Source organism: Marivita hallyeonensis, from assembly GCF_900129875.1.
Lineage (GTDB): Bacteria > Pseudomonadota > Alphaproteobacteria > Rhodobacterales > Rhodobacteraceae > Marivita > Marivita hallyeonensis.
In genome coordinates, this window is the sequence record NZ_FQXC01000010.1 from 1 (window position 1) to 26387 (window position 26387).

A 26387-nucleotide genomic window follows, 5' to 3' on the forward strand; every position below is an offset into this window, starting at 1 on the left:
CCTAAAATATGAAGCTCTGACATTGGTTTCCCTCCTTCTTTCTAAACCGAGTCCATTATGAAACGGCAGGAGGGGCATCCAATCCATCACATTATCCGAAAAAGCACCCAAACCTCGTCACTCCCTTTCAATAAGCCTCAGCCCAACTCGTTCCGCGCCAGCGCCTCAATCTCCTCCGCCACGCGCTTTGGCAGAGGAATCCCCTCCCGCATCCGCTTGGCCCGCAGGGTGCGTTCGCGGTCGCCGGGGATGAGGACGCGGTCGGTGTCGGTGCCGGGGGTCAGGCCTCGGACGAAATCGATATAGCCTGCCACCTCGGGAAAGATTGCGCCCTCGGCGTCCAGACGCGCGGGGTCGATGAAAACTGCCAGCAGCCCGTTGCCGAACGGATGCTCGGTCGCGCCGTTGGTGCCGTTGCTGGTCAACGCGCCCGCCAGAAGCTCGCAGGCCAGCATCAGCCCGGACCCCTTGTGCAACCCGAAGGCCTGCAGGGCACCGTCGCCGCCGCGCGGGTCCGGCACCGCGGATGAGACGCTCTCGCCATAAAGCACCGCCGGGTCTCGGGTCGGGCGACCGTCGCTGTCCACCAGCGCATCGACCTTCAAAGGCGCGCCGCCCTGCGCCGCCACCAGCGCCTTTCCCTCGGCCACCATCGAGGTCGCGAAATCGAGGATGAAATCGTCGCCGCCCGGATTGGGCACGCCCACCGACACCGGCGCGGTGGAGGCTGCGCGCTGACCCGTCCCAAACGGCGCCACCAGCTGCGACCCGGCCACGTTCACGAACATGATCGACACCAGCCCCTCTGCCGCCGCCTGTTCGGTATAGGCGCCGAGCCGTCCGATATGCCCGGCCCGCCGCAAGCCGATTCCGGCAAAGCCCCTGTCCTTCGCCATCGCGATCCCGCGCGCCACCGCATCCCGGGCAAGCCGTTGCCCCATGCCGCTGTTGCCGTCGAAAAGCGTGAATGCATCGAGCTCCACCATCGGGGTGAGACCCTGCCCCGCCCGGATCTGCCCGGTCTGCAACCACTGGTGATAGCGCAGGATTCGGATGATGCCGTGGCTGTCATGCCCCGTGGCGCTGGCGTCGGTCAGATGCTCCGCCACGCAACGCGCCTCGTCCTCCGCGCAGCCGCCCGCGCGCAGGATGTCGACCATGGTCTGCGTGATCTCTGCCGGATCGACTGTGACAGTCTCCATCATGGCGCTGCTCCTCCTGCCCCTGTTCGGAATTTTGGTATACCAAATCGGCGCGAATGTGCTAGCCAAGTCACCGCGCCCTGCGCCAAGAAGACCATCTGTGGAGGTTGCCCCATGACTGCCTATTCCGGCATCTGGCCCGTCGCGCCTACGCCGTTTCACGACGATGGCAGCGTCGACCATGACGGGATGACACGCGTGCTCGATTGCATGATCGACCAGGGCGTTGACGGGATTTGCGTGCTGGCGAACTTCTCGGAACAGTTCCTGATTTCCGACGAAGAGCGTGAACGCCTGACGCGCCTGTCGGTCGAACACATCGCGGGGCGCGTGCCGGTGATCGTCACGATCAGCCATTTCGCCACGCAGATCGCAGTCGAGCGTGCGCGTTTTGCCAAATCGCTCGGCGCGGATGTGGTGATGATGATGCCGCCCTATCACGGCGCGCTGCTCAAAGGTACGGCAGAGCAAACCTTCGCGCAATTTCAGGCGGTTGGAGAGGTCGGTATCCCGATCATGATCCAAGACGCGCCGCTCTCAGGTGTCGATCTTCCTGTGCCGCTCCTCGTGCGGATGGCGCGCGAAATCGAGATGGTGAAGCTCTTCAAGATCGAATGCCCGCAAACCGCCGCCAAGCTGCGCGCACTGATCGCCGAAGGCGGGGATGCCATCGAAGGTCCGTTCGACGGGGAAGAAGCCATCACCCTGCTCGCCGATCTCGAAGCGGGGGCAACCGGGTCGATGACCAGCGCCCTGATCCCCGACCAGATCAAGCCGGTCCTCACCCATTTCGCTGCCGGTGATCTTGCACAGGCGGAGGCCGCCTATGCCCGCGTCTTGCCCGCCATCAACCACGAAAACCGCCAATGCGGCTTCCGCGCCGCAAAGGCTGCCATGGTCGAGGGCGGTGTGATCACATCCGACTTCTGCCGCCATCCAATCCCGCCGTTACATCCCGACACCCGCGCAGCACTTCTGCGCCTGATCCGCCCGCTTGACCCGGTGGTTCTGCGTTGGGGCCGTTGAGGCTTCGAAACCGCCGGATCTACAGGACCCCGACCGCACTCTACGTCTGACGCGATGCGCCGGACGACCAAGACCAAAAGGACTTTGACCATGAGCTTCACGCCCCACGGGAAACACCTCATCGCCGGGAACTGGACCGCGAGCGACAAAACCTTCACCTCCATGCCCGCGCACGGCACCGCGCACAGCTTCAGCGCCGGAACAGCCAATCATGTTCACGCCGCGTGCGAAGCGGCGGAAGAGGCCTTCTGGAGCTACGGCTATTCCCCCCGCGAGGCCCGCGCGACATTTCTGAACGCCATCGCTGACGAGATCGACGCCCGTGCCGAGGCCATCACCCAGATCGGGACCGAAGAAACCGGACTGCCCGAGGCGCGCCTTCAAGGTGAACGCGGACGCACGGTGGGGCAGTTGCGCCTGTTTGCGACGCATATCCAAAAGGGCGCCTACCTCGACCGGCGTCACGATGAGGCGCTGCCCGATCGCACCCCCCTGCCCCGGCCCGATCTGAAGATGGTGCAACGCCCAATCGGCCCGGTCGCCGTGTTCGGCGCATCGAACTTCCCGCTGGCCTTCTCGACCGCCGGTGGTGATACGGCAAGTGCGTTGGCGGCGGGCTGCCCGGTGGTGGTCAAAGGTCACCCGGCGCATCCCAGTACGGGCGAGATCATCGCAGAGGCCATCCATGCCGCCATCCAGAAGGAAGGTGTGCACCCCGGCGTGTTCTCCTTCCTCCAGAGCAACGGCACCGATGTCGGCACCGCGCTGGTGCAGCATCCGCGGATCAAGGCCGTCGGCTTCACTGGATCGCTGCGCGGTGGACGGGCGCTTTACGATCTCTGCGCGGCACGGCCGGAACCCATCCCGTTCTTCGGTGAATTGGGATCGGTGAACCCCGTCTTCATCCTGCCGAACGCGCTGTCCAACCGGGCCGAGGCGATTGCCAAAGGCTGGGCCGGATCGCTGACAATGGGCGCGGGGCAGTTCTGCACCAACCCGGGTATCCTCGTGATGATCGACGACCCTGCCATCGACGGCTTCATCAGCGCCGCGAAAGACGCCCTGACCGAGGTGCAACCACAGACGATGCTGACCGAAGGGATCGCCGAGGCGTTCCGCGCGGGTCAGTCGGACGTGGCAGAGGCTCCGGTGAAAGAGGTGATCGCGTCCCCCTGCGAGGGTCGCGCCGCCGCGCCGTTTGTCTATGACACCGATGGGGACACGTTCCTCGCCAACCCGTCTTTGCACCACGAGGTGTTCGGCCCGCTGGGCTTGATCGTCCGCGCCAGCGACGAAGACCAGATGGCCGACATCGCCCGCGCGCTGGAAGGGCAGCTTACCTGCACGCTCCATCTCGATGAGGCGGACGTCGCACTTGGCACCTGCATGATGCCGATTCTCGAACGCAAGGCGGGGCGCATCCTTGCCAACGGATTCCCGACCGGCGTCGAAGTCGCGGACGCGATGGTGCACGGCGGCCCCTACCCTGCCTCGACCAATTTCGGCGCCACCTCGGTTGGCACGCTGGCGATCCGGCGCTTCCTGCGACCGGTCTGCTACCAGGATATCCCCGACGCGCTCTTGCCCGGCGATCTGACGGGCGGCTAAACTGACCATCGGGGGGAGCATTATGACACAGCAGAAATTGGCGGCCATTGGCCTTGGTTCGATGGGTTACGGCATCGCGCAATCAGCTTTGCGCGGCGGGCACATGGTCTGGGGCGTTGACATCAACACCGACCAGATGGCACGTTTGGTGAACGAGGGCGGGCAGGACGGCCCCCTGCCCTTCGCGGACCTGGACAGCGTCATCGTCTGCGTCCTGAACGCGGCACAGACCGAGGCGGTGCTGTTCGGCGAAGACGGGATCGCACCGAAACTGACCAACGGCGCGTCGATCCTGTCCTGCGCAACGGTCCCACCCGCCTTCGCCAAGGACATGGAGGCGCGCTGCCAAGCCCTTGGCCTGCACTATCTCGACGCGCCGATCTCGGGCGGGTCGGTCAAGGCGGCGAACGGACAATTGTCGATCATGGCCTCCGGCACGCCCGACGCGTTCACCGCGCTCCGCCCGGTGCTCGACAGCATTGCCGAGACGGTGTTCGAACTGGGTGACAGCGCTGGCGCGGGCAGTGCGATGAAGGCGGTGAACCAGCTTCTGGCAGGCGTTCATATCGCGACAATGGCCGAGGCACTGACCTTTGGCATGACGCAGGGCGTGACCCCGGACAAGTTCGTAGACGTGATCAGCAAATGCGCCGGGAGCAGCTGGATGCTGGAAAACCGCGCGCCGCATATCGTGGCGGGCGATTACACGCCGCACAGCTCGGTCAATATCTGGCCGAAGGATCTGGGCATCGTGCTCGATATCGCGAAGGACGCGAAATTCAGCGCGCCAATCACCGCCGCGGCGCTTCAGCAATTCGTGGCCGCCGCCGGGATGGGGCTGGGCCACGAGGACGACGCAGCGGTCGCCAAGGTCTATGCGCGTAACGCAGGCTTGACCTTGCCCGGGGAAGATACATGACCACCCTGCTCGGCTGCATTGCCGACGATTTCACCGGCGCGACGGATCTGGCCGGGCTGCTGGCCCGCAGCGGTGTCCGCGTGTCACTTCGCATCGGCGTGCCGACCGAGCCGCCTGAGGAGACCAGCCCGTTCGAAGTGATCGCGCTCAAGTCCCGCACCGCGCCTGTGACAGAGGCAGTCGCGGAGACGCAGAAGGCGCTCGAATGGTTGCAAGCCTCTGGTGCAAAACGTTTTTTCTGGAAATACTGCTCCACCTTCGACAGCACGGCGGAAGGCAATATCGGCCCGGTCGCGGAGGCGTTGATGAAGACGCTCGGGACCGGCCAAACGATCTACTGCCCCGCCTTCCCCGAAAACGGACGTGCGATCTTCATGGGGTATCTGTTCGTCGGACAGCAGCCTTTGGCGGAAAGCCCGATGAAGGATCATCCGCTCACGCCGATGCGCGACAGCAACCTGATGCGGTTGTTGGAACCGCAGGTGACCAGACCCGTGGGCCTCGCCGACCGCCTGACGGTTGCGCGTGGCGTGGAGGCGTTGCGCGCGCGGCTTTCCGACTTGCAGGCCGGGGGGTATGCACATGTGGTCGTCGATGCGGTGGCTGACGACGATCTGCACATCATCGCCGAGGCGTGCCAGGACATGCCCCTGATGACCGGCGGATCCGCGGTCGCGATGCCCCTGCCCCATCTCTACAAGGCGCAAGGACTGCTGCCCGAGGATGCGCCAAGCACGCCAAAGCCGGACATCCCGAAGCAGACGATCATCCTGTCCGGCAGTTGTTCCGCCATGACCAACGCGCAGGTCGCGCGCTACGTCGATACGGGCGCGCCGACGTTCCGGCTTGATCCGCTAGAGGTGGCGAAGACCGGCGCGCAACCGGCGCTGGACTGGCTTGCCGGGCAGAACCTTACCCAAGCCCCCCTCATCTACGCCACGGCGGACCCGGCGTCGGTCAAGGCGGCGCAAGAGGCGCTTGGCACCGCAAAGGCGGGTGTGCTCATCGAAGACACGCTGGCCGCCTGCGCTGTCGCTGCGCGGGACATGGGCGCGCGGCGGGTGATCGTAGCGGGGGGCGAGACATCCGGCGCGGTGACCAAGGCGCTTGGTGTAACGCAGCTCGACATCGGAGCCGAGATCGCACCGGGCGTGCCGTGGACCTTCTGCACCTCGGACGGGCACACCCTCGCGCTGACCCTGAAATCCGGGAACTTCGGGGCTGAGACCTTCTTCACCGACGCGCAAGACAGGCTTGACGCGGCATGAGCAGCGAGGCCCGACTGCGCGAACAGATCTGCCTGCTCGCCAAATCGATGTTCGACCGCGGGCTGACCGGTGGCAGCACCGGCAACATATCGGCCCGGACCGATGATGGCGGGCTTCTGGTGAGCCCCACGGGCACCAGCTTCGGCAGGCTCGACCCCGGCAGGCTCAGCCGCTTTGACGCGCAAGGTACGCTGATCGGCGGCGACAAACCGACCAAGGAAATGCCGCTGCATTCCGCCTTCTACGACACGCGCAGCACCGCCGGGGCCGTGGTGCATCTGCACTCCTGCCATTCCGTCGCGCTGTCGATGATGCCGGATGTCGACGAGGACAACTTCCTGCCGCCGCTCACGCCCTACGGGATCATGAAGCTGGGCAAGGTGAAGCTCCTGCCGTTCTTCCTACCCGGCGATCCAGCGATGGGCGAAGCCGTGCGCGGGCTCGCAGGCAAGCGCAGTGCAGTAATGCTGGCCAATCACGGGCCGGTTGTGGCGGGCAAGGATGTCGAGGCTGCGTGCAATGCGGTGGAAGAACTGGAAGACACGGCCCGGCTTGCGATGTTGACACGCGGCCTCAGCCCCCGCGCGTTGACCGACGATCAGGTGCGCGCGGTGGTGATGAAATTCGATGTGGAGTGGGACGTATGAAATTCTCGGCCAACCTGGGCTTTCTTTGGCAGGACCGCCCGCTGCCCGACGCCATCCGCGCCGCCAAAGCTGCCGGGTTCGACGCGGTCGAATGCCACTGGCCCTACGAAACACCCGCGGCCGAGGTTGCAGTTGCATTGAAAGAGACCGGGCTGCCGATGCTGGGTCTCAACACCCGTCGCGGCGATGTGGCCGGCGGGGAAAACGGGCTCTCCGCCCTGCCCGGCCGCGACGACGACGCGCGCTTGGCGATTGATGAAGCGGTTGCGTATGCCCAAGCCGTCACTGCGGACGCGATCCATTTGATGGCCGGGTTCGCGGACGGGACAGACGCGCATGACACCTTCGTCCGCAACCTTCGGTACGCCTGCGACGCCGCGCCGGATCGGACGATCCTGATCGAACCGCTGAACCACTACGATGCGCCGGGCTATTTTCTGAAAACCTCCGGGCAAGCGATCCGCATCATCGAGGAGGTCGGCGCGTCGAACCTCAGACTGATGTTCGACTGCTATCACATCCAGCTCATGGAGGGCGATCTGACCCATCGGCTTCAGCGTCTGAAGCCGCAGATCGGTCACATCCAGTTCGCCTCGGTCCCGGATCGCGGCGCGCCGGATCGGGGTGAGGTGAATTACGGGCATGTCTTCGATGTGATCCGCGACATGGGGTACGACGCGCCGCTTGGGGCAGAGTACAAGCCCGGCGGTCCGACAGAGGACACGTTGGGCTGGCTGTCCATGATGCGGAGTTAACAGCTGTTAACAGCCGATATGCACGCCACTGGATTTTGTAGCGGCCGCTTGCGCACCCGCGACCTGTGGATATTTTTCTTGACTTAGCAAGGTGAATCGCGACCTATCGTGCCAAGTTGCGCAAATAAGCGCATTCGAGCAGGAAATAGGCAACCATGTTCCAGACGGCCCCGATAGAGGCAACGTCGCAGACCGAGCTTACACGCGAGATGGCCGCACGTCTAGAGGTGGCGTTGTCAACGCATCTGGAGCAGGCGTACGCCCCGGACAACCGCAAATATTTGAGACTATTCAGCGCTACAGAGACCGCTGACCTACTGGGCGTGACCGGCCAGTTCCTGCGCAAGTGCCACAGCGACGGCACCCTGCCCGAGCCCGACGTGAACCGGAACGGACGCCGGTTCTATTCTGGCGAAGAGCTGTTCGCCATTCGCCGCGCGCTTGAGGAAACGGCGCGGACGCCGGGCAAGTACGTTCCGGGACGGCGCGGCGACGACAAGCTGCAAGTGGTTCAGTTGATGAACTTCAAGGGCGGGTCGGCCAAGTCGACCTCTGCCATCCATTTGTGTCACTATCTCGCCCTGCAGGGCTATCGCGTGCTGGCCATCGACCTGGACCCGCAGGGCAGTCTGACCGGGTTCTGTGGCATCCAGCCTGAGATCGAATTCGAAGGGACGTCGATCTACGACGCACTACGCTACGAAGACCCGCTGCCCATGTCGGAGGTGATCGTCGACACCTATTTCCCGGGACTGGCGCTTGCCCCAGCAAAGCTGGTTCTGAGCGAGTTCGAGACGGAAACCGCCGTCTATGCGGGCCGTGGGATTTCGTTTTTCGAGCGGTTGAAACATGCCATCGACACGGTGGACGACCGTTTTGACGTTGTGATCATCGACAGCCCCCCTGCCCTTGGGTTCCTGACGCTCACTGGGTTATATGCCGCGACCTCGGTCCTGGTGCCGATGACGCCTTCGATGCTCGACCTCGCGTCGACGCAACAGTTCATCGAGATGACCTCGGCCTATCTTGGTGTGATCGAGGAAACCGGCGTTCGGTTAAGTCACGATTTCTTTTCCTTTCTCATCGCAAGAGATGACCCAAGCGATATTCCAAGCCAGCAGATCGTGACGCTCATGCGTGCTCTGTTTCAGGATCGCGTGGTGCCATCGACCTCGTTGCGCAGCACGGCCGTTGCCGACGCGGCGATGCTCAAGATGTCGATCTACGAGGTGGCGCGCGCCGACATGATCCGGTCGACCTATGACCGGGCGCGCGACAGCATGGATGCGGTTGGGGCGGACGTATCGCGGATGATTCAATCTGCATGGGGACGATAGACCGATGGCAATGGGAAAGAACAAGACGGGCATCATGGCTGCGATCACCGCGGCCAACGAGGTGTCGAAAACCGGCGGGCAGGGCAGGGCGCAACCGTCTCTGCCGAAAGGCACCATCGGATCGGTGCGCGCCGGGCTTGGCGGCATTCAGGATGTCGATACGGACAAGATCCTGTCTTGGGGGCCGCAAGACCGGCTTGAGTTAACAGCTGTTAACAGCGGCGACGAGGATGTGCAGGACCTGCGCGATTCCATCCGCCTGTCAGGGCAGCAAGTGCCAGTGCTGCTCCGCCCGTCGCCCAATCGGGATGGGCATTTCGAAGTGATCTATGGCCGCCGCCGCATTCTGGCCTGCCACCAGATCGGCATCCCGGTCAAAGCTTTGATCCGGACGCTGGACGACTCCGATGCGCTGATGGCGAAAGGGCTTGAGAATGCGAGCCGCGCCGATCTGAGCTATTACGAGCGCGCCCGATTTGCGAAGGCAAGCCTAGCGATGGGCCACGACCGCGCCGAGGTGATCCAGGCGCTGGCGATCAGCAAGAACACACTGTCGCAGATGGAGCGAGTCACCCGGCTTGTACCCGATGCGGTCGGCGACGCCATCGGGGCCGCCCCGAAATCCGGGCGACCGAAATGGATGGCACTTGCCGCAGCCTTTGAGGCCAAGAGCATGACCGACCGCCAGGCGTCTGCGATCTTCGAAGCGCTGGACGACGATGCACCCTCGGACGTGCGGCTTGAAGCGCTTCTGGATCACATCGCGAAACGTGGCCGACAGGAGCGTGCGCCCGCCAAGGAACGCAGCCCGGTCTCGGGAGTGCAGATCAAAAGCACAGGCTCTGCCGTCGCGCTGTCTGTCCGCAAAACCGGCGACACAGCGGCTTTCGCGGAATGGCTGGATGGCCAGCTGGACACCATGATCGAGACTGCCTTTGTGAGGTTCGAAAAAGAAACCCGCAAGGAGTAGGGGCCGCACATCGCTGCGGTGAAACGAGGACACGAGCAACAAGAGGAGACAGGCACAAAAAACCCCCGAAACCGAGGCTTCGAGGGCTGCAGCGCAAAAAGCGCAACATGTTTTGACACAACTTTCATAGCAGCTCGCGAATCACAGAACAACGAAAAACGCCTCTGGGTGAACAGCTTTTTTGTGCGCAAAGGCTATGAAAAATATGTGCGACACCCCCTATGGGGCACCGGCGACTCGCATATCGCCGGACGAAACCCGTATGTCCGCGCGTCCGACAGGTTGGCGCAAGGCAACGGCATCTTTGGCGGTGGCCGAAAAACTGGCAGAGGCCGGTGTAAACGCTACGGTCCCAAAATCACGGGCCTTTCTGGCGGTGAAACGTGTGGGCGCACAGATCGGTCTTAAAGCGGGCGATCTGATGCTTCTGGACACACTCGCTGCGTTCACACAGCCGCAGGATTGGGAGCAGGGCAGGCGGCCCATTGTTTGGCCGTCGAACGCCTATCTGGTTGATCGAACCGGCTTTTCCCTCTCCGCCCTGAAACGCCACACACGGCGTTTGGCCGACGCGGGTGTGATTGCGTTCTGCGACAGCCCCAATGGCAAGCGCTGGGGCCACAGGGACGCGGAGGGCGTGATTGTGGAGGCGTATGGCATCGACCTGTCGCCACTGGCCGCCCGCGCGATGGAATTCGAAGAACTGCACACGCAGCTTCAGAACGAGCGCGCCCTCTGCCAACGCCTGAAACGGCAAATCACCGTCACCCGCCGCATGATCCGCGCGCGGATCGAGGCCGCGCTCACCGACGGGCTGAACGGCCCTTGGGAGCGATATCTGGCTGGCTTTGAGACCCTGTTGGGAAAGTTGCCCCGACGCGGAGTGGGCTCAGAGGGACTGGAACACCTCCTGGCAGGCTTTCACAGCCTCCTGGCACAGGTCGAACACGCGTATCTTGCGGCGTCGCGAGTGGACAACGCCTTGGAAAACCCCCGGCCAAATCCCGCGGCAAGCTTGGAAAAATCCCAAGAAATGGACCCCAAGGAGCCCAATTATGAACCGCACATACAAACTACCAAATATCATGGATCTGTAATCCGTAATCCCAAAGGAAACGAGCCACCAGCAACACTTCCAGTGAAACCTGCCTTTGAAAACGAGGATAGGGGAGCAACGCCGAAACCACCCTCTGAAAGGGTTTTGGACATTCGAACCGTGATGCAAGCCTGTCCGGAATTCGCCTTTTGGGCCCGGAACATGGTCGGTTGCCTGCGCGATTGGGGCGATCTTTTCCGCGCGGCCTGTGACCTCACCAAGATGATCGGCGTATCAGACAGAACGTGGCACACCACCCAGTCCATTATGGGCAAACAAACCGCCGTGACGGCGATGGCGCTTGTGTTCGACAAACACGCAAAAGGTGAAGTCTCCTCTGCAGGTGGCTACCTGCGCGGCATGGCCCGTAAATCCGGAACCGGAGACCTCAATCTCGAACGCAGCATCTACGGGCGATTGAGCGGGCAGGGGGCGTGACAGTGGTGTAAACAATTGACTTTTAATAGAAATGCATCTGGAATGGCCTCATTGCCAACTTGTACAGCTCAGTCAGATTTGACCAATTCGCGTGCCTTCTCGATGATCCGATCCACGGTGATGCCGAAATGCTCATAGAGGACATCCGCCGTTGCCGACGCGCCGAAGGTGGTCATTCCGATGAACGCGTCTTGCGGGCGGAGCCAGCGGGTCCAGCCGAAGGGGGATGCCGCCTCGATGGCGATGCGGGGGGCGGTGCCAAGGATTTCGGTCTGGGCCGCGGCGGGTTGCGTCTCGAAGAGCTCCCAACAGGGCATCGAAACGACGGCGGTTGGAATGCCTTCGGCCTCAAGCGCCTGTTGTGCCTCAATCGCGAGGCCCGCCTCGGTGCCCGTCGCGATCAGGGTGAGCGCACGGGATGCGGAGGGCTCGGACAGCACATATGCGCCGGAGCGGGACCGGTTGGTGTCTGTGTCCTGCCGGACTTGGTCGGCCGGTTGACGAGAGAGCGCCAGAAGCGACGGGCCGTTGCGCGTTTCCAACGCGATCTGCCAGGCCTCTGCGGTTTCAACAGCGTCGGCGGGGCGGAAGACGCGCATGTTCGGCATCGCGCGGAAACTGGCGAGCACTTCGATCGGCTGATGCGTGGGGCCATTGCTGCCGACACCGATGGAATCGTGGCTGAATACGAAGAGAACCGGCAACGCCATCAACGCAGCCATCCGCATTGCGGCGCGTTCGTAGTCGGAGAAGGCAAGATACGTCACGGCGATGGGTTGCAACCCGCCATGCGCCGCGATCCCGCAGGCCATCGCCCCCATCAAGTGCTCGCGCACGCCACAATGCACATAGCTGCCGTTGCGGTCCGTCGCAGTGAATGCGCTGCGACGGCGTTTGTGATTGGTCGGCGCCTCCAGATCGGCGCAGAGGACCAGGGTATTCGGCATCGCGTCCATGAGCTGATCGCAGACGTCGCCGGAGGACTGGATTGTCGGCGTCGGCGCGTTGGGATGGGGCAGGGACGGCCATGGCGCGGGCAGGGGGCTTTGGTGCCAGCTGTCGAAGGGCTGCGCTTTGGGGTGGTCCTGCTTGCGGGTGCGCCATGCCTCCTGCGCGTCGCGCCCGCGCTGCATGGCGTTGTCCCAGTCCGCGTAGATCGTGTCAGGGATGTGAAACGCCGGGTGCGGCCAGTCGAGTGCCGCGCGCATCTCGATGCTGTCCTGATCGGTCAGTGGCGCGCTATGGCCGCCGCGCTGTCCTTCGAGACGGGGGATGCCGCGCGCAATTACGGTGCGGCAGGCGATCAGGCTGGGGCGGGGATCGGATTTGGCGCTGGTCAGCGCAGCATCAATGGCGTCGATATCGTGGCCATCGACTTCGATCACCTGCCATTGCGCGGCACGGAAGCGGGCCGGGATGTCTTCGCTGATGGACAAAGACGTCGCGCCGTCATCGGTGATCTGGTTGTCGTCCCAGAGGAAGGTCAGTTTGCCAAGCTGAAGGTGCCCGACGAGAGAGATCGCTTCCTGTCCCATCCCTTCTTGCAGACACCCGTCGCCGACGAAGGCCCAGGTGCGATGATCGACGAGGTCTGCGCCGAATTCGGCCTGCAAGCGTTGTTCCGCCACGGCCATGCCGACGGCGCAAGCGATGCCTTGACCGAGGAGCCCGGTGGTGATCTCGATCCCGGCATGTTGTTCAATCTCCGGGTGACCTGCGCAAACGGACCCGAGCTTCCGAAAGGTTTTGATCGCGTCGAGCGACACCGCCTCGCAACCCGACAGATGTAGCAACGCGTAGAGCAGCATGGAGCCGTGCCCGTTGGACAGGACCACACGGTCGCGGTCTGGCCAGAGCGGGTCTTTCGGGTCGACCTTGAGGTGATTGGCGTAGAGCGTCGCCGCAATCTCGGCCATGCCGAGGGGGACGCCCTGATGGCCTTCGCCGGCGTTGCGGATGGCGTCGAGGGCCAGAAACCGGATGGCGTGGGCCATGGATTGAATGTCGGGCATCGCGCGGATCCTGTGTGGCGACATCTTGTGGTTCGGGTCGGTCGCGCGCTGTTGACACTTTCCCCGCCCCCGAGCACCATTGCAGATGGTATACCATTTTCCAAGACTGCGCATGAGGGGTGGGCAATGACACAAACGCTGGCAATCGGGCCATATAACGAGAGCGAAAAAGCTGGCCTGACACAGGAACTTGCGCCGGTTTACCTTGATGGCCCATCGGGCGTTTCCGACCTCGATGCTGCGCAGCGAGAGGCGTTCACGGCGGTCGCGTATAAAGGCCACCACCCCTTTGGCGCAGCTGAAATGGCGCTTCTGCCGAATGTCGGCGTGATCGCGAATTACGGCGTGGGATACGACGCGATCGACGTCGCCGAGGCCTCGGCGCGCGGGATCACGGTGTCCAACACGCCCGGTGTTCTGAACGACGATGTGGCCGATCTTGCCGTTGCGATGCTGATCATGCAGGGCCGCGAGATGGAGCATGCAAGCCAGTGGGCGCGATCCGGCAAATGGGCCGAGCAGGGGGAGTATCGGCTGAACCGCAAGGTGAGTGGTGGCACCGCCGGGATTGTCGGGCTGGGCCGTATTGGGCGCGAGATCGCGGACCGGTTAGCGGCCTTCAAGATGGACATCCACTACTGGTCGCGGTCGGCGAAGGACACGCCCGGCTGGACGCACCACGGCGATCCGGTCTCGCTCGCGCGGGCAGTGGATTACCTGATCGTGGCGCTTGTGGGCGGGCCGGATACAGAAGGTTTCGTGTCGAAAGAGGTGATCGACGCGCTTGGTCCGCGCGGGATTCTGGTGAATATCTCTCGCGGGTCCACGGTGGAAGAAGGTGCGCTTCTGGACGCGCTGGAACGCGGCGCGATTTCAGGTGCTGGGTTGGACGTTTTCCAGAACGAGCCGAATATCGACCCGCGCTTCTATGCCTTGGAGAACGTCGTCATCCAGCCGCATCAGGGGTCCGGTACGGTCGAGACGCGTGCCGCCATGGCGAAGCTGCAGCGGGACAACGTTCTGGCGTATCTCGCTGGAGAAGATTTACTGACGCCGGTGAATTGATCTGGGGTCGAATGGGCTTTGCCCATCCGACCGGTTGGGGGGCCAGCCCCCCAAAGACCCCCGGAGTTTATTGGGCAAGATGAAGGGTCAGGCGATCTTGTACTTGGCAATCACCTGCGCGTCGGGAGTGACACCAATGCCCGGGGCTGTCGGGACGGATACGGTGCCCTTGCGCGCGACCTGATCCTGAATGTTGAGCGGCTCTTGCAGAAGGTCGTCGCGGAAGGTGTTGTGCGTTGTGTCGAACTCGAGCCACGGCGCGCGCGGGAAGAGGCCACCGGGTAGGGGTGGCATCGCGGCGAGCAGCTGGATGTTGGTGGCGACTGCAACGGCGCTGCCCCAGACATGGTTGATGACCGGTGTGTGGTGCGCGTGGCAGAGCGCCAGGACGCGGAGGTATTCGCTGATCCCGCCTAACGCACAGACCTCGGGCTGGGCGATGTCGAGGCCGCGGTTTTCAAGGATCGCGCGCCAGCCCCAGCGGTTGAATTCGGCCTCTCCGCCCGAGATGTTCACCTTGAGCCCCGCGCGCAATTCGCGGTAGCCGTCGAGGTCTTCAGGGGCGATGGGTTCTTCGAACCAGTAGGCGTTCAGGTCGTCGAGGGCGCGACCGACATAGAAGGCATCGGACGTGGTGTAGCAATGGTTGGCGTCGACCATGAATTCGAAGTCGGGGCCGATGCCGTCGCGCACGGCCTGACAGAGTTTCACATCGTCTTTCGCGCCGAGGCCCACCTTCATCTTGGTGGCAACGAAGCCCATATCGCGGATCGCCGCCGCCTCGTCCTTAAACCGGGCGACATGGTCCGCGATGCCTTCGCGCTTGAGCATCATGCCGTAGCCGTAGACCGGGATTTGGGTGCGATGCGCGCCGCCGATGAGTTTGTGCAGCGGCAGGTCTGCGACCTTTCCGGCGATATCCCAAAGCGCGATGTCGACGCCAGATAGCGACTGGAGCGGCATGCCTTTCTGCCCGTGATCGCGCAGGAGGTTGTAGACCTTGTGCCAGAGCACGTCGCGGTCGAGAGGGTCCTGCCCAAGGATCATCGGCTGGATGACGCCTTCGACGATCCCCTTGTTCGCCACCGCCACCGGGCCGGGGCCGAAACACTCACCCCAACCGGTGACGCCTTCGTCGGTTTCGACCTCGACCAGATGCGCGGTGCGGCGGGCATAGTATTGCTGCGAGTAGCCGAGTTCCTCGGGCAGGTCGTAGCCCAAGACGTGACTGGTGACGCGCGTGATCTTCATGAGGCGGGTTTGTCGTCTTCGAGGTAGTAGCGGATGTTGTCCTCGAAGCTGTCGTCGGCCGTCAGGCCCAGCTTCAGGGACTTCTCGGGCGCCTGATCGTAGCGCCAGCCTTTGACGATGCGCTGGATGTCGGGCTGTGCCTCAAACCGGATGAGTTTCGCGGGTTCTGGCCCGGCGACGGCGGTCATCGCATCGATCAGTTGCCGCACCGACCAGATGCGCCCGGGCATCATCATGTTGCGGTTCATGCCGAGGTCGTCCTCGGCCAACTCCGCGCCTTTGATGAGGTTCTCAACGCATTTCCGGGGGCTGAGGTAGTAGTGCAGGAAATCGTCGTCGACCGGGCAGATCGCCTCCTGCCCGTTCAGCGGTTCGCGCAGGATCGAGGACATGAAACTTGACGCGGCGCGGTTGGGTTTGCCGGGGCGGACCGAGATCGTGGGCAGGCGGAACCCGCGCCCGTCGATGAAGCCTTTGCGGCTGTAATCGGTGAGGAGAAGTTCCCCGATGGCTTTCTGCGTGCCGTAGGAGGTTTGCGGGTTCAGGAAGGTGTGGTCGGTGATCGGATCGGGCACCTCTCCGCCGAAGACCGCGAGCGACGAGGTGAAGACGACGACGGGCTTGGTGCCCAACGCGCGGGCGCGTTCCAAGACGTTGATGGTGCCGGTCATGTTGATCTTATAGCCGAGGTCGAAGTCTTCTTCGGCATGGGCCGACACGATGGCGGCGAGCAGGTAGATCACGTGCGTATCCGCACCGATGCAGGCCTCCACCGACGCCGGATCGGCGATGTCGCAGGTTGCCGTCTCAACGGGGAAGGGGGCCTCGACCGGGGTCGGGTCCATGATGTCGGCGAGGGTGATCTTGCTGATCTCCTGCCCGCGCAGCGTTCCGCGTTTTGCAAGCGCCTGCGCCAGTTTCTGGCCGACCACGCCGCCGCCGCCAAGGATGAGGATGTTCATCGCGATTCTCCGTTGTTCAATGTCTAAAGCAGGCCGCGGCCCGCGAGATTGCGCATCAGGGCGGCTGTGCCAAAGGTCCATTCCGGGCATTCGGTGGACAGTCGCACGGTGTTGCGCAGGGTTCCGAGGTGCGGTTCCTGGATCTCGACCACGTCGCCGGTGTGGTGGGTGAAGCCCTGTCCCGGTGCGTCGCGGTCCTTGGTGGGGGCGAACATCGTGCCGCAGAAAAGGACGAACCCATCCGGGTACTGGTGGTGCCGCCCGATAGTCTGCTGCGCCAGATCTGCCGGATCGCGGCTGATCTTCGTCATGGAGGACGTGCCGTCGAGGATAAAGTCATCCTCTCCGGTCACCGTCATGGTCAGTTCGGCGCGGCGCACGTCGTCGAGCGTGTAGTGATCGTCGAAGACGCGGATGAACGGGCCGATGGCGCAGGAGGCGTTGTTATCCTTGGCCTTGCCCAAGAGCAGGGCAGAGCGGCCTTCGACGTCGCGCAGGTTGACGTCATTGCCCAACGTTGCGCCGATGATAGTGCCTTGGGAGGTGATGCAGAGCACCACTTCGGGTTCGGGGTTGTTCCATTTGCTGATCGGGTGCAGACCGACATCCGCGCCGTAGCCTACGGCGCTCATCGGTTGGGATTTGGTGAAAACCTCGGCGTAGGGGCCGATGCCAACCTCCAGGTATTGCGACCAGAGACCTTCGGCTTGCAGGACCGATTTGACCTTCTCGGCCTCGGCGGATCCGGGTTTCAGACCCGACAGGCTGTCGCCGATGTTCTTGCCGACCTTTTGCCGGATCGCGTTGGCGCGTTCGGGGTCGCCATCGGCCTGTTCCTCGATCACGCGCTCGACCATGCTGTCGGCGAATGTCACGCCGCAGGCTTTGATGGCGTGCAGGTCAACCGGGGCGAGCAGATGGGGGGTCATGTCAGCGACGCTGCCGATATCCTCGCCCGGTGCGGTGCGAAGAATATCGGCGGGGCTGTCGCCCTCGCAGAGGTCGCGCATCGTCGGGATAGATTTCGACGTGATGTCGATCACCCGGTCGCCCCGGACAGTCACGACGCAGGGGCCAATGTTGGGCCGCCAGACGCGACCGGCGAGAAGGGCGTTGGAATCATTGGGCAGCAAGGGGCACCTCGTTCGTCGGTGGCAGCATTTTTCCGGGGTTCAGAATGTTTTTCGGGTCGAGCGCCGCCTTGATCGCGCGCATCGGGATCAGGGCATTGCCGTGTTCGGCCTCCATATGCCGCTGTTTGCCAAGGCCGATGCCGTGTTCACCCGACACCGTGCCGCCAAGGCGCAGGGCGGTCTTGCACAGATCGCTGGTGAATTGCTCGGCGCGCCGCATCTCGTCGGGATCGTTCGGGTCGACCGACAAACCGGCGTGAAAATTGCCGTCGCCGACATGGCCGACGATGGTGGCCGTCAGCCCGAGTTTCACTGCGTCTTCCTGGGACTGGCGCACCGCTTCGGCGAGTTTTGAGATCGGCACGCAAACATCCGTTGGCCAGATATGCTTGCCCTTGCCCAACGCGGCAGAGGCGTAATGTGCATTGTGGCGCATGGCCCAAAGCGCGTTGCGGTCCTCCGTCGTGTCGGCGGTTTGCCAGCCTTCTGCGCCAAACTCCTGCGCGATCTCGGCGAAGGCTTTGCGCTGGTCCTCGACGGCGGCGGGGGAGCCGTGAAATTCGAGAAAGAGGTGCGGCAGTTCGGGAAGCCCCGCGTCGGAGTAGCGGTTGAACCCGCGCACCATCATGTGGTCGAGCAGTTCGATCCGCGCCATCGGGATCCCGCACTGGATTGTGGTGATGACGCAGTTCACCGCGTCCTCGACATCAGCAAAGCGGCAGGTGGCGGCGGTGATGGCTTCGGGTAGGCCGTGCAGTTTGAGCGTCAGTTCCGTGATGATCCCCAGCGTGCCTTCGGAGCCGATCAGAAGATGCGTGAGGTCGTAACCGTTTGACGCCTTGCGCGCGGCGCTGCCGGTGCGGATCACCGTGCCATCGGCCAGCACCGCTTCCAGCGCGAGGATGTTTTCGCGCATCGTGCCGTAGCGCACGGCGGTGGTGCCGCTGGCGCGGGTGGCTGCCATGCCGCCCATGCTGGCATCGGCGCCGGGATCGACGGGAAAGAACAGGCCAGTACTGCGCAGGTCTTCGTTCAGCGCCTTGCGGGTGACACCGGGTTGGACGACGCAGTTGAGGTCTTCGGGATGCACCTTGAGCACGCGATTCATGTCGCGGAAATCGAGGCTTATCCCGCCGGAGGTGGCGAGGTGCTGTCCCTCCAGAGACGACGCCGCGCCATAGGGTGTGATGGGGCAGGCATGTTCCGCGCAGGTGCGGACGATGGTTTGCACGTCTTCGGTCGATGTCGGGTAGGCGACGGCATCGGGGGGCGTGTTGGGGTAATACGTCTCGTTCTGACCGTGCAGCGTCAGGTCAGCGGCGGAGGTGCTGATCCGGTCGCCCAGCTGCGCCTTGAGCGCGTCGATGCAAGCCGCGATGCTCATGTTGTTGCCGTCCATGCGGCAAGGCCCACGACTGCCAACATGGCCAGCGCCATGCCGATGTTGATGGCGCGTTGGGCGGCGTGGCTGAGGTTCAGCTCGTGCAGCACGGTGCCTGCCCAGAGCCAGGCAAGATGGATCGGAATCCAGATGGCGTTCATGATGATCACCTTGGTGATGATCTCGAACGTCAGGTTGTCGGGCGCGTAGCTGAACCCCGAGATCAGCGAGGTGTTGACCACATAGGCTTTGGGATTGATTGCCTGAAGCGCCACGCCGCCAAATACGCCGGGAGGCTGTTTCGCTTCCATGAAGGCGATCTTTGATCCGGCGAAGGCGATGCGCGCAGCGAGGTAGAGCAGGTAGCCAATGGAGGCGATCAGCAGAAGCGTGCGCAGCCATGGCACCGAGAGAACGACGGCAGCGACACCGGTGATGACGGCCAGCAGCACGAGGTTGGTGCCGATGAAGAGGCCCAGCACGTATTTGAGTGAGGGCTTGAACCCGTAAGCCGCGCCGAACCCTGCCGTGGTCAGCACACCCGGTCCGGGCGTGATGATGAGCAGGATCACGGCAAGAGCGAAGGTTCCCATCAGGCGAACTCCAACTGCACCTTCATCGCCTGCGTGCGGTCATTCGCGGTGGCGAAAGCCGTCGCGAACTCGGCCAGCGGGAAGCTGTGCGTGATGAGCGGGGCAAGGTCGATCAGGCCTTTCTGCATGAAAGCAACGGCTTGGGCGAATTCCTCGTGGAAGCGGAAGGAGCCTTGGAGCGACAGTTCCTTTGCGGTGATCTGCATCATCGGCAGGGTCATGTCTCCCGAGAGGCCCAACTGTACCAAAATTGCGCGGGGCCGCAGAGCACTGACCATCGCGCGCAGGGCGGGTTCGGCGCCAGAGCATTCGAGCCCAATATCGACAGAACCTTTTGCGGCGGAGTATGGGGTCAGGGCTTCGGCGTTTGACATGGTGTTGAGAGCAACATCCGCACCCGCCGCCCTGGCGCGCTCAAGCGCGGTGTCCGAGATATCGGTCGCGATGATCTCGGCCGCTCCGGCGCGACGGGCGGCGAGGATCACCAGAACGCCGATGGGGCCGCAGCCGGTGACCAGAACACGCTTACCCAGTACGGTTCCGGCTTGCGTCATGGCGTGCAGGCAGACGGCGAGCGGTTCGGCCATTGCGGCCTCGGCCGGGGTCAGACCATCGGCTTTGACGCATTGGCTGGCTTCGGCGATCAGGCTTTCGCGAAACGCGCCCTGGATGTGCGGGAAGGGCATGGCCGAGCCGTAGAACCGCATGTTCAGGCACTGGTTCGGCAAGCCGCGCAGGCATTCCGTGCAAGTGGCGCAGGGGCGTGAGGGAGAGACAGCGACGAGGTCGCCGACGCTTAGTCCTTCGACGTCGGGTCCAACTTCGGACACGTGGCCGGACACTTCGTGCCCAAGGATCATCGGTTCGCGCAGTTTCACCGTGCCGAACCCGCCGTGGTTGAAGTAATGCAGGTCACTGCCGCAAATGCCGCCGCGCGCCATTGCAATGCGCACCTGACCCGGGCCAAGCGCTTCGGCCGGAGCATCGCCAAGGCGCAGATCCTTCGGCCCGTGCGCGTAGAGTGCTTGCATCAGACGACCCTCCCCAGCCTTCCGAAAACGCGGCTTGCGTCGCGCGGCAAATGGTATACCATTTTTGCCAAGTAAGAGCGTCGGCAGGGAATTGTCAAACACCCTGACACGGCGGTCGACCGGGAGGAGACATGCCGAATTTCGATCTCACCGGCCGCGTGGCACTTGTCACCGGGTCGTCCAAGGGCATTGGCTTTGCGCTGTCGCAAGGCTTGGCCGAGGCGGGCGCGCGCATCGTGATGAATGCGCGCGGACTCGACGATCTGGAGACTGCGGCAGAGCGGTTGCGTGGGACTGGTGCCCAGGTGGACACGCTGCCATTCGACGTCACGGATGCGCAGGCCGCGCGCGACGCGATTGACGGGTACGAGGCGGACGGCCAGATCGATATCCTTATCAACAACGCCGGGATGCAGCATCGCGGGCCGCTTGAGGAGTTCGAAGTCGATGCTTTCGACAGGCTGATGCGGACCAATGTCAATTCCGTCTTCTACGTCGGACAAGCGGTTGCGCGGCACATGATCGGGCGGGGGCGGGGCAAGATCATCAACATCGCGTCCGTACAGACCAGTCTCGCCCGCCCCGGCATCGCGCCTTACACGGCGTCGAAAGGGGCGATTGGAAATCTGACCAAGGGCATGGCGACGGACTGGGCGAAGCATGGGCTGAACTGCAACGCCATTGCGCCGGGCTATTTCGAGACGCCGCTCAACGCCGCGCTGGTGGCGGATCCGGAGTTCTCGGCGTGGCTTGCCAAGCGCACACCACAGGGGCGGTGGGGCAAGGTCGAGGAACTGCAGGGCGCGGCGGTATTTCTGGCGTCGGACGCGGCGAGTTTCGTGAATGGGCACACGCTGTTTGTCGATGGTGGCATCACGGCAAGCCTTTGAGGGGAGAGGGGATATGAGCGAGAAACTGACGGTTGGCTTTATCGGTGTGGGCCTGATGGGACACGGGATGGCAAAGAACATCCTGCAAGGCGGTTACCCGCTGGTCATCAAGGGCAATCGCAACCGAACACCGGTGGAGAGCCTTGTCGGCATGGGCGCGACCGAGGTGCAGACCGCGCGCGAGATGGCGGAGCTGTGTGATGTGATTCATCTGTGCCTGTCGAACTCGCCCCAGGTCGAGGCGATCATCCGCGGGCCGGACGGCATTCTGGCGGGCGCCAAAGACGGTTTGATCGTCGTGGACACGACCACCGCTGATCCAACCTCGACCATGGCGCTGGCCGAGGAGATGGTGGCGCAGGGGGTGCATATGGTCGATGCGCCCTTGGGGCGGACGCCGAAAGAGGCGGAGGCCGGGACGCTCGATGCGATGGTGGGCGCGTCGGACGAGGCGTTCGCGACCGTCAAGCCGATCATCGAGTGCTGGTCTGGGTCGATCAATCACATCGGCCCGGTCGGCTCGGGCCACAAGATGAAGCTCATCATGAACTTCATGTCGATGTCGTATGCCAGTGTCTATTCCGAAGCGCTGAGCCTGGCCGTCAAATCGGGCCTGACGCCGCAAACGGTGCGCGACGTGATGGGGCCGTCGCGGATGGGCTGCGGGTTCTTCGACACGTTCTTTTCGGCAGCGGTGGGGGGCGATCCCAACGCGCATAAATTCGCCATCGCCAACGCGGCGAAGGACGTGCGCTACGTGGCCAACATGGCGATGGCGGCGGGTGTAATGAACCCCATGGGTGCGGCTGTGCGCAACTATTTCGATCAGGCCGAGGCGGCGGGGAAAGGTCAGGATTACGTGCCGACCATCGCCAATCACATCGCCGGGCTGAACGGCGTCGATCTTCCGGAGGCGGTGAAGAAAGGCCAAAGCTGATGCTGAGCGCGGAGCAGAAGCGGTTCTATAATGAAAACGGGTATCTGTTGGTCGAGAACGCGGTTACGGCCGAGCAACTTGAGCGACTGCGCGAGATCACCTATCGCCTGATCGATGCGTCGCGGGAGGTGACCGAGAGCAACGAGGTCTACGACCTCGACGCCGGTCACTCTGCAGAGGCCCCGCGCCTGACGCGGATCAAGCTGCCGCACAAGCGCGACCCGTATTTCTGGGATTTGATCCGCGACTCAAAGCTCACCGAGGTGCTGACTGACCTGCTGGGGCCGCATACCAACCTGTTGACCTCCAAGCTCAACACCAAGGCCCCGGGTGGTGGGCGCGCGGTTGAGTGGCATCAGGACTGGGCGTTCTACCCCGCGACGAATGACAGCCTTTTGGCCTTCGGTCTGATGCTGGAGGATGTGGACGAGGCCAACGGGCCGCTGATGGTGATCCCGGGCACGCATAAAGGCCCGATTCTGAGCCACATGGCGAACGGCTATTTCGCCGGGGCGATTGATCCCGACGATCCGCTGTTCGAGCGGGCGAAGGCGGTGACGCTGACCGGCAAGGCCGGCGACATGACGGTGCATCATGCGCGCATCCTGCATGGCTCGGCCCCGAACATGAGCGACCGCAACCGGCTCATCCTGTTCTACGAATGCAGCGCGTCGGACGCGTGGCCGATCCTTGGCGCGTCGAGCTACATCCATTCGCTGGGTCAGCGTGCCTATTGGGACGATGTGCAGGAGCGGCAGATCACAGGTGAGCCGCAGCTTCAGGCCCGGATGGCAGACGTGCCAGTGGTGATGCCGCTGCCACCTGCGCCCGACACCGGGTCGATTTTCAAGACACAGGAAAGCGCGGGTGCGAAAAGCGCGTTTGGTTGACGGGTCCGCGCGTTCGAAAGCGCGCGTACCCTAATCCGAACGGATGCGCTCAAGGATATGTGTCTTGTGATCCTGACCTCCGAAGAACACGGCGAGCAGAAAGACTGTTTCTGACGTGTCATCGACGGTGAAATAGAGGATCGCGCGGTTCTTGGTGGTCCAGCGCAGGCCATCCATGACCTCGGGCCAGAGTGTGCCTTGATGCGGGGTATCACCCAACGCGTCGATGTCGTCCTCGATCCCGAGGAGACGCGTTTCCGCCTGATCGAGCGCGTCTCCGATCTCTGTTCCCAAGGCAACATAGGCGTCGACCAGAAAATCGAAGATCGCCTCTAGATCGTCCCGCGCTGCGGTCGATCTGAGAACCCTATAGCCCATGCGCGCGGCGCTTGCGGGTGATCATGTCACGGGTCGCAGAGCGCGCTGCGTCTGTTGTTTCGAAACCGCCGTCACGCCGGTCTGCAAAGAAGCTGCGGAGCGCGTTGAGTTCGGCTTCCTCCAGTTCCGTCTTGGTCTTCAGCAGGTCAAGGCTGTGCTGCACCACGGCGCTGACGCTGGAGAATTTGCCCTCTTCGACAAGGGACCGCGCGAATGCTTCTTGTTGCTCGGACATGGAAACCGACGCTTTGACGGACATGGGAGTACCTCTTCGGATATGCTACTGAGTAGCATTTAGCCTTGTAGCGGTCAACGTCACATCATCTTGGCACTGCCATCCGCCAGCATCGCCTCAACCGCGGGCATCTCGCAGTATCCGCCCTGCACCTTGGCATCGAGCGACACTTCCAGCTCTTGAATCGCGGTCAACTGCGCGATGACCGCGTCGATCCGGTCGAAGGGCACCACGACCACGCCGTCATGGTCGGCGACGATAATGTCGCCGGTTTCGACATGCCGCCCCGCAAGCGTCGCGCCGAAGCCGACCTTCCCGGGTCCGTTGGAATAGGGCGAGTTCGGGCTGAGCCCCGCGCACCAAGCGGGTAGGCCTGCGGCAACGATGCCGGGATAGTCGCGCATCTGGCCGTCGGTGACGAACGCCGCGACGCCCTTGTTCTTCATCATGCCGCAGAAACGGTCGCCCGCAGCCGAGCAGTTTTTGTGCCCATGCACCGCCGCGACGATGATGTCACCCGGTTGCGCAATGTGCAGCGCGCCCATCGTGGCGAGGATTTCGGCGGGGCCATTATCGGCGACCAATGCCGGGCCGTGAGCGTGCAGCGGCAGGGAGCCATCGGTACAGACCGGCTGGATCGCCATGCCAAGCGCGCCCTGGCCCTCCATCGCGTCGCACAGAAACCCGGTTGGGATATTCCTGAACGCGTCGATCTGGGCCTGTTTCGGGCGGCGGATGTCGGATTTGATCTGCAGCTTCGGGGGTTCTTCGATCATGGTGTGGGTCCTCCTCGGTTGCCCTAGTGTCGCGGATCACGTCAGAAAGTGAAGCGCATAAAATGTGCCCATCCCGGCGACGATGGCTCCGATGACGGAACCTTTCAGCCCGACCAGAAAGGCGGCGCAGGCGGCGAGGATGCGCACGGGGTCGACCTCGCCCCCGGTGGCGTCGGGCCAGAGCACGAGCGGCGTGAAAAGCGCAGGGAAAACGGCGACCCCGACATAGCGCAGATGCAACAGCGCCCAGTCGGGCAGTTCTTTGCCGCCCAACAGGCCAAGAAACGAGAACCGGATTGCGAACGTGCCGATGCCCAGCCCGATGGTCAGAAGCCAAAACGTGGTGTCGTCGATCATGCCGCCCGCGCCTCGCGCCGTTTGAGGTAAAGCTCGGTCTGCGCGCCGACTGCCATGGCGATCAAAGCGGCGAAGATGATGCCGAGCGACCATGGCACCCATCCGAACGCGATGGCCATCGCGCAGGAGGTCAGGGCAGCGACGACGTGGGGCAGGGACCGCAAGAGCGGCGCGGTCAGGGCAATGAAGCAGACCGGCACCGCGAAATCGAGCGACCAGCTGTCGGGGATCGCCTGTCCCATGACCGCGCCCAGAAAGGTGCAGCCGTACCAGATCGGGCAGATCAGCATCATCGCGCCGAAGTAGTAGGCGACCTTGGCGTCCGGCGTCATCTCGGGCCGGTCCTCATATGTTTTGACCGCGACCGCGAAGGCCTGATCGACCATGAGGTAGGCCATCAAGGCACGCGTCCCAAAGCGCGCGTGGCCGACATGCGGGACGAGGGCGGCGGAATACATGGCCATCCGCAGGTTCACCGCCAGTGCGGTCAGAAGTGCGATGAAAACCGGCGCCTGATCCTGCAAGAGCGCCAGCGCGGTGAACTGCGACGCCCCGGCGATCACCAGCACGGACATCGACATGGTTTGCAACACGTCCAGCCCGGCATCCCGCGCGACGACACCGAACAACATGGAGTAAGGGACGACGATGAGGATAAACGGCGCGCAGTCGAGATAGCCGCGCCAGAAGGCTTTGGTTGGGGTCATCGCAGGCTTTGCGCCCGCATCTTGACCCGCAGATAGGCCAAGCCCGAAGCCGACGCTTCGCATTGCGCGCGCTGTCGGGCGATCTGGTTTCCGGTTGCCTCTGACCCGACCTTGGCCAGCTCCTCCATCCGGTCGCACTGCATGAGGTTGGCAAGCAGATCGTATTTCAACTCCACCCCTGCGATCGCCGCGATCCGGTCATCGGCGGTTTCCGCGATGCGCTCCATTTCCGCGGAAATCCCGATGCGCCACGCCTCGCGCGCCTGATTGTAACAGAGCACCGCAGAGGCGGTCATATCGTCCGGCGTGGTCAGGCACCGCTGATGCGCTTCATCCACGCAAGAGGCCGGATTTTGCTGCTGGACAAGCCGCGCCGCCAGACACGCGTCAGCGGCAACCAGGTTGACGTCTGCAGAGGCGGAGGAAGACAGGATACAGAGCAGGGCGCTCGCCGTTTTCCGCCACCGCATAAAAACTGCGAACATCCTGTTTCCCCCGTTACACAGGCGTCATTTGCCCTTGC

General features: G+C 63.3%; 27 protein-coding genes. 13 read left to right on the forward strand and 14 right to left on the reverse strand.

What is annotated here, in order from left to right; all coding sequences use genetic code 11:
• Positions 1-137 precede the first annotated feature (137 nt).
• On the reverse strand, positions 138-1205 hold the full coding sequence (locus tag BUA42_RS19885) for an Ldh family oxidoreductase (protein WP_218588654.1): 1068 nt from the start codon (positions 1203-1205) through the stop codon (positions 138-140).
• 111 nt (positions 1206-1316) lie between these two features.
• Between BUA42_RS19885 and BUA42_RS19890 the strand changes: the two genes are divergently transcribed.
• The 9 genes from BUA42_RS19890 to repC all read left to right on the forward strand — a co-directional run bounded on the left by BUA42_RS19890 (position 1317) and on the right by repC (position 11266).
• Positions 1317-2228 carry a dihydrodipicolinate synthase family protein gene (locus BUA42_RS19890; protein ID WP_072780099.1) on the forward strand — a complete coding sequence of 304 codons (912 nt, stop codon included), beginning with the start codon at positions 1317-1319 and terminating at the stop codon, positions 2226-2228.
• A gap of 90 nt (positions 2229-2318) precedes the next feature.
• Complete coding sequence (locus BUA42_RS19895; RefSeq protein ID WP_072780100.1) at positions 2319-3836, forward strand: aldehyde dehydrogenase (NADP(+)); 1518 nt, start codon at positions 2319-2321, stop codon at positions 3834-3836.
• 22 nt (positions 3837-3858) lie between these two features.
• A complete protein-coding gene (ltnD, locus tag BUA42_RS19900) occupies positions 3859-4755 on the forward strand; it encodes an L-threonate dehydrogenase (protein WP_072780101.1) in 897 nt (298 codons plus the stop codon).
• Entirely contained in the window at positions 4752-6023 is a 1272-nt protein-coding gene (gene otnK, locus BUA42_RS19905; protein ID WP_072780102.1) for a 3-oxo-tetronate kinase, read from the forward strand. Before ltnD ends, otnK begins: the two co-directional genes overlap by 4 nt.
• Positions 6020-6670, forward strand: a complete 651-nt coding sequence (otnC, locus tag BUA42_RS19910) for a 3-oxo-tetronate 4-phosphate decarboxylase (protein WP_072780103.1) — start codon at positions 6020-6022, stop codon at positions 6668-6670. The genes otnK and otnC overlap by 4 nt, the downstream gene beginning before the upstream one ends.
• Positions 6667-7425, forward strand: a complete 759-nt coding sequence (locus tag BUA42_RS19915; protein ID WP_072780104.1) for a hydroxypyruvate isomerase family protein — start codon at positions 6667-6669, stop codon at positions 7423-7425. Before otnC ends, BUA42_RS19915 begins: the two co-directional genes overlap by 4 nt.
• Positions 7426-7580: 155 nt before the next feature.
• Positions 7581-8762 (forward strand): plasmid partitioning protein RepA, encoded by a 1182-nt coding sequence (gene repA, locus BUA42_RS19920; protein ID WP_072780105.1) that lies wholly within the window; start codon positions 7581-7583, stop codon positions 8760-8762.
• Between the two features lie 34 nt (positions 8763-8796).
• On the forward strand, positions 8797-9732 hold the full coding sequence (repB, locus tag BUA42_RS19925; protein WP_245819079.1) for a plasmid partitioning protein RepB: 936 nt from the start codon (positions 8797-8799) through the stop codon (positions 9730-9732).
• A 262-nt stretch (positions 9733-9994) separates the two neighbouring features.
• Complete coding sequence (gene repC / locus BUA42_RS19930) at positions 9995-11266, forward strand: plasmid replication protein RepC (RefSeq protein ID WP_072780106.1); 1272 nt, start codon at positions 9995-9997, stop codon at positions 11264-11266.
• A gap of 68 nt (positions 11267-11334) precedes the next feature.
• Here repC and tkt read toward each other — a convergent pair whose 3' ends face one another.
• On the reverse strand, positions 11335-13278 hold the full coding sequence (tkt, locus tag BUA42_RS19935; RefSeq protein WP_143152761.1) for a transketolase: 1944 nt from the start codon (positions 13276-13278) through the stop codon (positions 11335-11337).
• A 126-nt stretch (positions 13279-13404) separates the two neighbouring features.
• Between tkt and BUA42_RS19940 the strand changes: the two genes are divergently transcribed.
• The gene (locus BUA42_RS19940) at positions 13405-14343 is read left to right on the forward strand and encodes a 2-hydroxyacid dehydrogenase (protein ID WP_072780108.1); all 939 of its coding nucleotides are present in this window, start codon (positions 13405-13407) and stop codon (positions 14341-14343) included.
• A gap of 87 nt (positions 14344-14430) precedes the next feature.
• Here BUA42_RS19940 and BUA42_RS19945 read toward each other — a convergent pair whose 3' ends face one another.
• Genes BUA42_RS19945 through BUA42_RS19970 form a run of 6 tightly spaced genes read right to left on the reverse strand, consistent with a single transcriptional unit; the run spans position 14431 to position 20694 of the window.
• On the reverse strand, positions 14431-15594 hold the full coding sequence (locus BUA42_RS19945) for a mandelate racemase/muconate lactonizing enzyme family protein (protein WP_072780109.1): 1164 nt from the start codon (positions 15592-15594) through the stop codon (positions 14431-14433).
• A complete protein-coding gene (gene denD / locus BUA42_RS19950; protein ID WP_072780110.1) occupies positions 15591-16556 on the reverse strand; it encodes a D-erythronate dehydrogenase in 966 nt (321 codons plus the stop codon). Before denD ends, BUA42_RS19945 begins: the two co-directional genes overlap by 4 nt.
• Positions 16557-16579: 23 nt before the next feature.
• Positions 16580-17689 carry a fumarylacetoacetate hydrolase family protein gene (locus BUA42_RS19955; RefSeq protein ID WP_072780111.1) on the reverse strand — a complete coding sequence of 370 codons (1110 nt, stop codon included), beginning with the start codon at positions 17687-17689 and terminating at the stop codon, positions 16580-16582.
• The gene (locus tag BUA42_RS19960) at positions 17676-19073 is read right to left on the reverse strand and encodes an FAD-binding oxidoreductase (protein ID WP_072780112.1); all 1398 of its coding nucleotides are present in this window, start codon (positions 19071-19073) and stop codon (positions 17676-17678) included. The genes BUA42_RS19955 and BUA42_RS19960 overlap by 14 nt, the downstream gene beginning before the upstream one ends.
• The gene (locus tag BUA42_RS19965) at positions 19070-19663 is read right to left on the reverse strand and encodes a LysE family translocator (RefSeq protein WP_072780113.1); all 594 of its coding nucleotides are present in this window, start codon (positions 19661-19663) and stop codon (positions 19070-19072) included. Before BUA42_RS19965 ends, BUA42_RS19960 begins: the two co-directional genes overlap by 4 nt.
• Entirely contained in the window at positions 19663-20694 is a 1032-nt protein-coding gene (locus tag BUA42_RS19970) for an L-idonate 5-dehydrogenase (protein ID WP_072780114.1), read from the reverse strand. Before BUA42_RS19970 ends, BUA42_RS19965 begins: the two co-directional genes overlap by 1 nt.
• Positions 20695-20825: 131 nt before the next feature.
• Between BUA42_RS19970 and BUA42_RS19975 the strand changes: the two genes are divergently transcribed.
• From BUA42_RS19975 to BUA42_RS19985, 3 genes are read left to right on the forward strand one after another with little or no spacing between them, the layout of a single operon-like run.
• On the forward strand, positions 20826-21584 hold the full coding sequence (locus BUA42_RS19975) for an SDR family oxidoreductase (protein WP_072780115.1): 759 nt from the start codon (positions 20826-20828) through the stop codon (positions 21582-21584).
• Between the two features lie 13 nt (positions 21585-21597).
• On the forward strand, positions 21598-22521 hold the full coding sequence (locus tag BUA42_RS19980) for an NAD(P)-dependent oxidoreductase (RefSeq protein WP_072780116.1): 924 nt from the start codon (positions 21598-21600) through the stop codon (positions 22519-22521).
• Entirely contained in the window at positions 22521-23411 is an 891-nt protein-coding gene (locus BUA42_RS19985) for a phytanoyl-CoA dioxygenase family protein (RefSeq protein ID WP_072780117.1), read from the forward strand. Before BUA42_RS19980 ends, BUA42_RS19985 begins: the two co-directional genes overlap by 1 nt.
• A gap of 30 nt (positions 23412-23441) precedes the next feature.
• On the opposite strand, the gene BUA42_RS19990 is transcribed toward BUA42_RS19985, so the two are convergent.
• From BUA42_RS19990 to BUA42_RS20015, 6 genes are read right to left on the reverse strand one after another with little or no spacing between them, the layout of a single operon-like run.
• Entirely contained in the window at positions 23442-23789 is a 348-nt protein-coding gene (locus BUA42_RS19990) for a type II toxin-antitoxin system RelE/ParE family toxin (protein WP_072780118.1), read from the reverse strand.
• Positions 23779-24048 carry a ribbon-helix-helix domain-containing protein gene (locus tag BUA42_RS19995; protein WP_072780119.1) on the reverse strand — a complete coding sequence of 90 codons (270 nt, stop codon included), beginning with the start codon at positions 24046-24048 and terminating at the stop codon, positions 23779-23781. Before BUA42_RS19995 ends, BUA42_RS19990 begins: the two co-directional genes overlap by 11 nt.
• 56 nt (positions 24049-24104) lie before the next feature.
• Positions 24105-24800 (reverse strand): RraA family protein, encoded by a 696-nt coding sequence (locus BUA42_RS20000; protein WP_072780120.1) that lies wholly within the window; start codon positions 24798-24800, stop codon positions 24105-24107.
• Positions 24801-24836: 36 nt separating this feature from the next.
• Positions 24837-25157: an AzlD domain-containing protein gene (locus tag BUA42_RS20005; protein ID WP_072780121.1), complete on the reverse strand. Its 321-nt coding sequence runs from the start codon at positions 25155-25157 to the stop codon at positions 24837-24839.
• Complete coding sequence (locus BUA42_RS20010) at positions 25154-25864, reverse strand: AzlC family ABC transporter permease (protein ID WP_072780122.1); 711 nt, start codon at positions 25862-25864, stop codon at positions 25154-25156. Before BUA42_RS20010 ends, BUA42_RS20005 begins: the two co-directional genes overlap by 4 nt.
• Positions 25861-26334: a hypothetical protein gene (locus BUA42_RS20015; RefSeq protein ID WP_218588655.1), complete on the reverse strand. Its 474-nt coding sequence runs from the start codon at positions 26332-26334 to the stop codon at positions 25861-25863. The genes BUA42_RS20010 and BUA42_RS20015 overlap by 4 nt, the downstream gene beginning before the upstream one ends.
• Between the last annotated feature and the right edge of the window lie 53 nt (positions 26335-26387).

Excerpts from the sequence above, each read along its gene's own strand:
- BUA42_RS19990 (WP_072780118.1), bottom strand. The coding sequence starts at position 23,789 with ATGGGCTATAGGGTTCTCAGATCGACCGCAGCGCGGGACGATCTAGAG.
- tkt (WP_143152761.1), bottom strand. The coding sequence starts at position 13,278 with ATGCCCGACATTCAATCCATGGCCCACGCCATCCGGTTTCTGGCCCTC.
- otnC (WP_072780103.1), top strand. The coding sequence starts at position 6,020 with ATGAGCAGCGAGGCCCGACTGCGCGAACAGATCTGCCTGCTCGCCAAA.
- BUA42_RS19890 (WP_072780099.1), top strand. The coding sequence starts at position 1,317 with ATGACTGCCTATTCCGGCATCTGGCCCGTCGCGCCTACGCCGTTTCAC.
- ltnD (WP_072780101.1), top strand. The coding sequence starts at position 3,859 with ATGACACAGCAGAAATTGGCGGCCATTGGCCTTGGTTCGATGGGTTAC.
- BUA42_RS19965 (WP_072780113.1), bottom strand. The coding sequence starts at position 19,663 with ATGGGAACCTTCGCTCTTGCCGTGATCCTGCTCATCATCACGCCCGGA.
- BUA42_RS19975 (WP_072780115.1), top strand. The coding sequence starts at position 20,826 with ATGCCGAATTTCGATCTCACCGGCCGCGTGGCACTTGTCACCGGGTCG.
- BUA42_RS20015 (WP_218588655.1), bottom strand. The coding sequence starts at position 26,334 with ATGCGGTGGCGGAAAACGGCGAGCGCCCTGCTCTGTATCCTGTCTTCC.
- BUA42_RS19945 (WP_072780109.1), bottom strand. The coding sequence starts at position 15,594 with ATGAAGATCACGCGCGTCACCAGTCACGTCTTGGGCTACGACCTGCCC.
- BUA42_RS19970 (WP_072780114.1), bottom strand. The coding sequence starts at position 20,694 with ATGCAAGCACTCTACGCGCACGGGCCGAAGGATCTGCGCCTTGGCGAT.
- repC (WP_072780106.1), top strand. The coding sequence starts at position 9,995 with ATGTCCGCGCGTCCGACAGGTTGGCGCAAGGCAACGGCATCTTTGGCG.
- BUA42_RS20010 (WP_072780122.1), bottom strand. The coding sequence starts at position 25,864 with ATGACCCCAACCAAAGCCTTCTGGCGCGGCTATCTCGACTGCGCGCCG.
- BUA42_RS19985 (WP_072780117.1), top strand. The coding sequence starts at position 22,521 with ATGCTGAGCGCGGAGCAGAAGCGGTTCTATAATGAAAACGGGTATCTG.
- BUA42_RS19940 (WP_072780108.1), top strand. The coding sequence starts at position 13,405 with ATGACACAAACGCTGGCAATCGGGCCATATAACGAGAGCGAAAAAGCT.
- denD (WP_072780110.1), bottom strand. The coding sequence starts at position 16,556 with ATGAACATCCTCATCCTTGGCGGCGGCGGCGTGGTCGGCCAGAAACTG.
- repB (WP_245819079.1), top strand. The coding sequence starts at position 8,797 with ATGGCTGCGATCACCGCGGCCAACGAGGTGTCGAAAACCGGCGGGCAG.
- BUA42_RS19885 (WP_218588654.1), bottom strand. The coding sequence starts at position 1,205 with ATGATGGAGACTGTCACAGTCGATCCGGCAGAGATCACGCAGACCATG.
- otnK (WP_072780102.1), top strand. The coding sequence starts at position 4,752 with ATGACCACCCTGCTCGGCTGCATTGCCGACGATTTCACCGGCGCGACG.
- BUA42_RS19995 (WP_072780119.1), bottom strand. The coding sequence starts at position 24,048 with ATGTCCGTCAAAGCGTCGGTTTCCATGTCCGAGCAACAAGAAGCATTC.
- BUA42_RS20005 (WP_072780121.1), bottom strand. The coding sequence starts at position 25,157 with ATGATCGACGACACCACGTTTTGGCTTCTGACCATCGGGCTGGGCATC.
- repA (WP_072780105.1), top strand. The coding sequence starts at position 7,581 with ATGTTCCAGACGGCCCCGATAGAGGCAACGTCGCAGACCGAGCTTACA.
- BUA42_RS19915 (WP_072780104.1), top strand. The coding sequence starts at position 6,667 with ATGAAATTCTCGGCCAACCTGGGCTTTCTTTGGCAGGACCGCCCGCTG.
- BUA42_RS19960 (WP_072780112.1), bottom strand. The coding sequence starts at position 19,073 with ATGAGCATCGCGGCTTGCATCGACGCGCTCAAGGCGCAGCTGGGCGAC.
- BUA42_RS20000 (WP_072780120.1), bottom strand. The coding sequence starts at position 24,800 with ATGATCGAAGAACCCCCGAAGCTGCAGATCAAATCCGACATCCGCCGC.
- BUA42_RS19895 (WP_072780100.1), top strand. The coding sequence starts at position 2,319 with ATGAGCTTCACGCCCCACGGGAAACACCTCATCGCCGGGAACTGGACC.
- BUA42_RS19980 (WP_072780116.1), top strand. The coding sequence starts at position 21,598 with ATGAGCGAGAAACTGACGGTTGGCTTTATCGGTGTGGGCCTGATGGGA.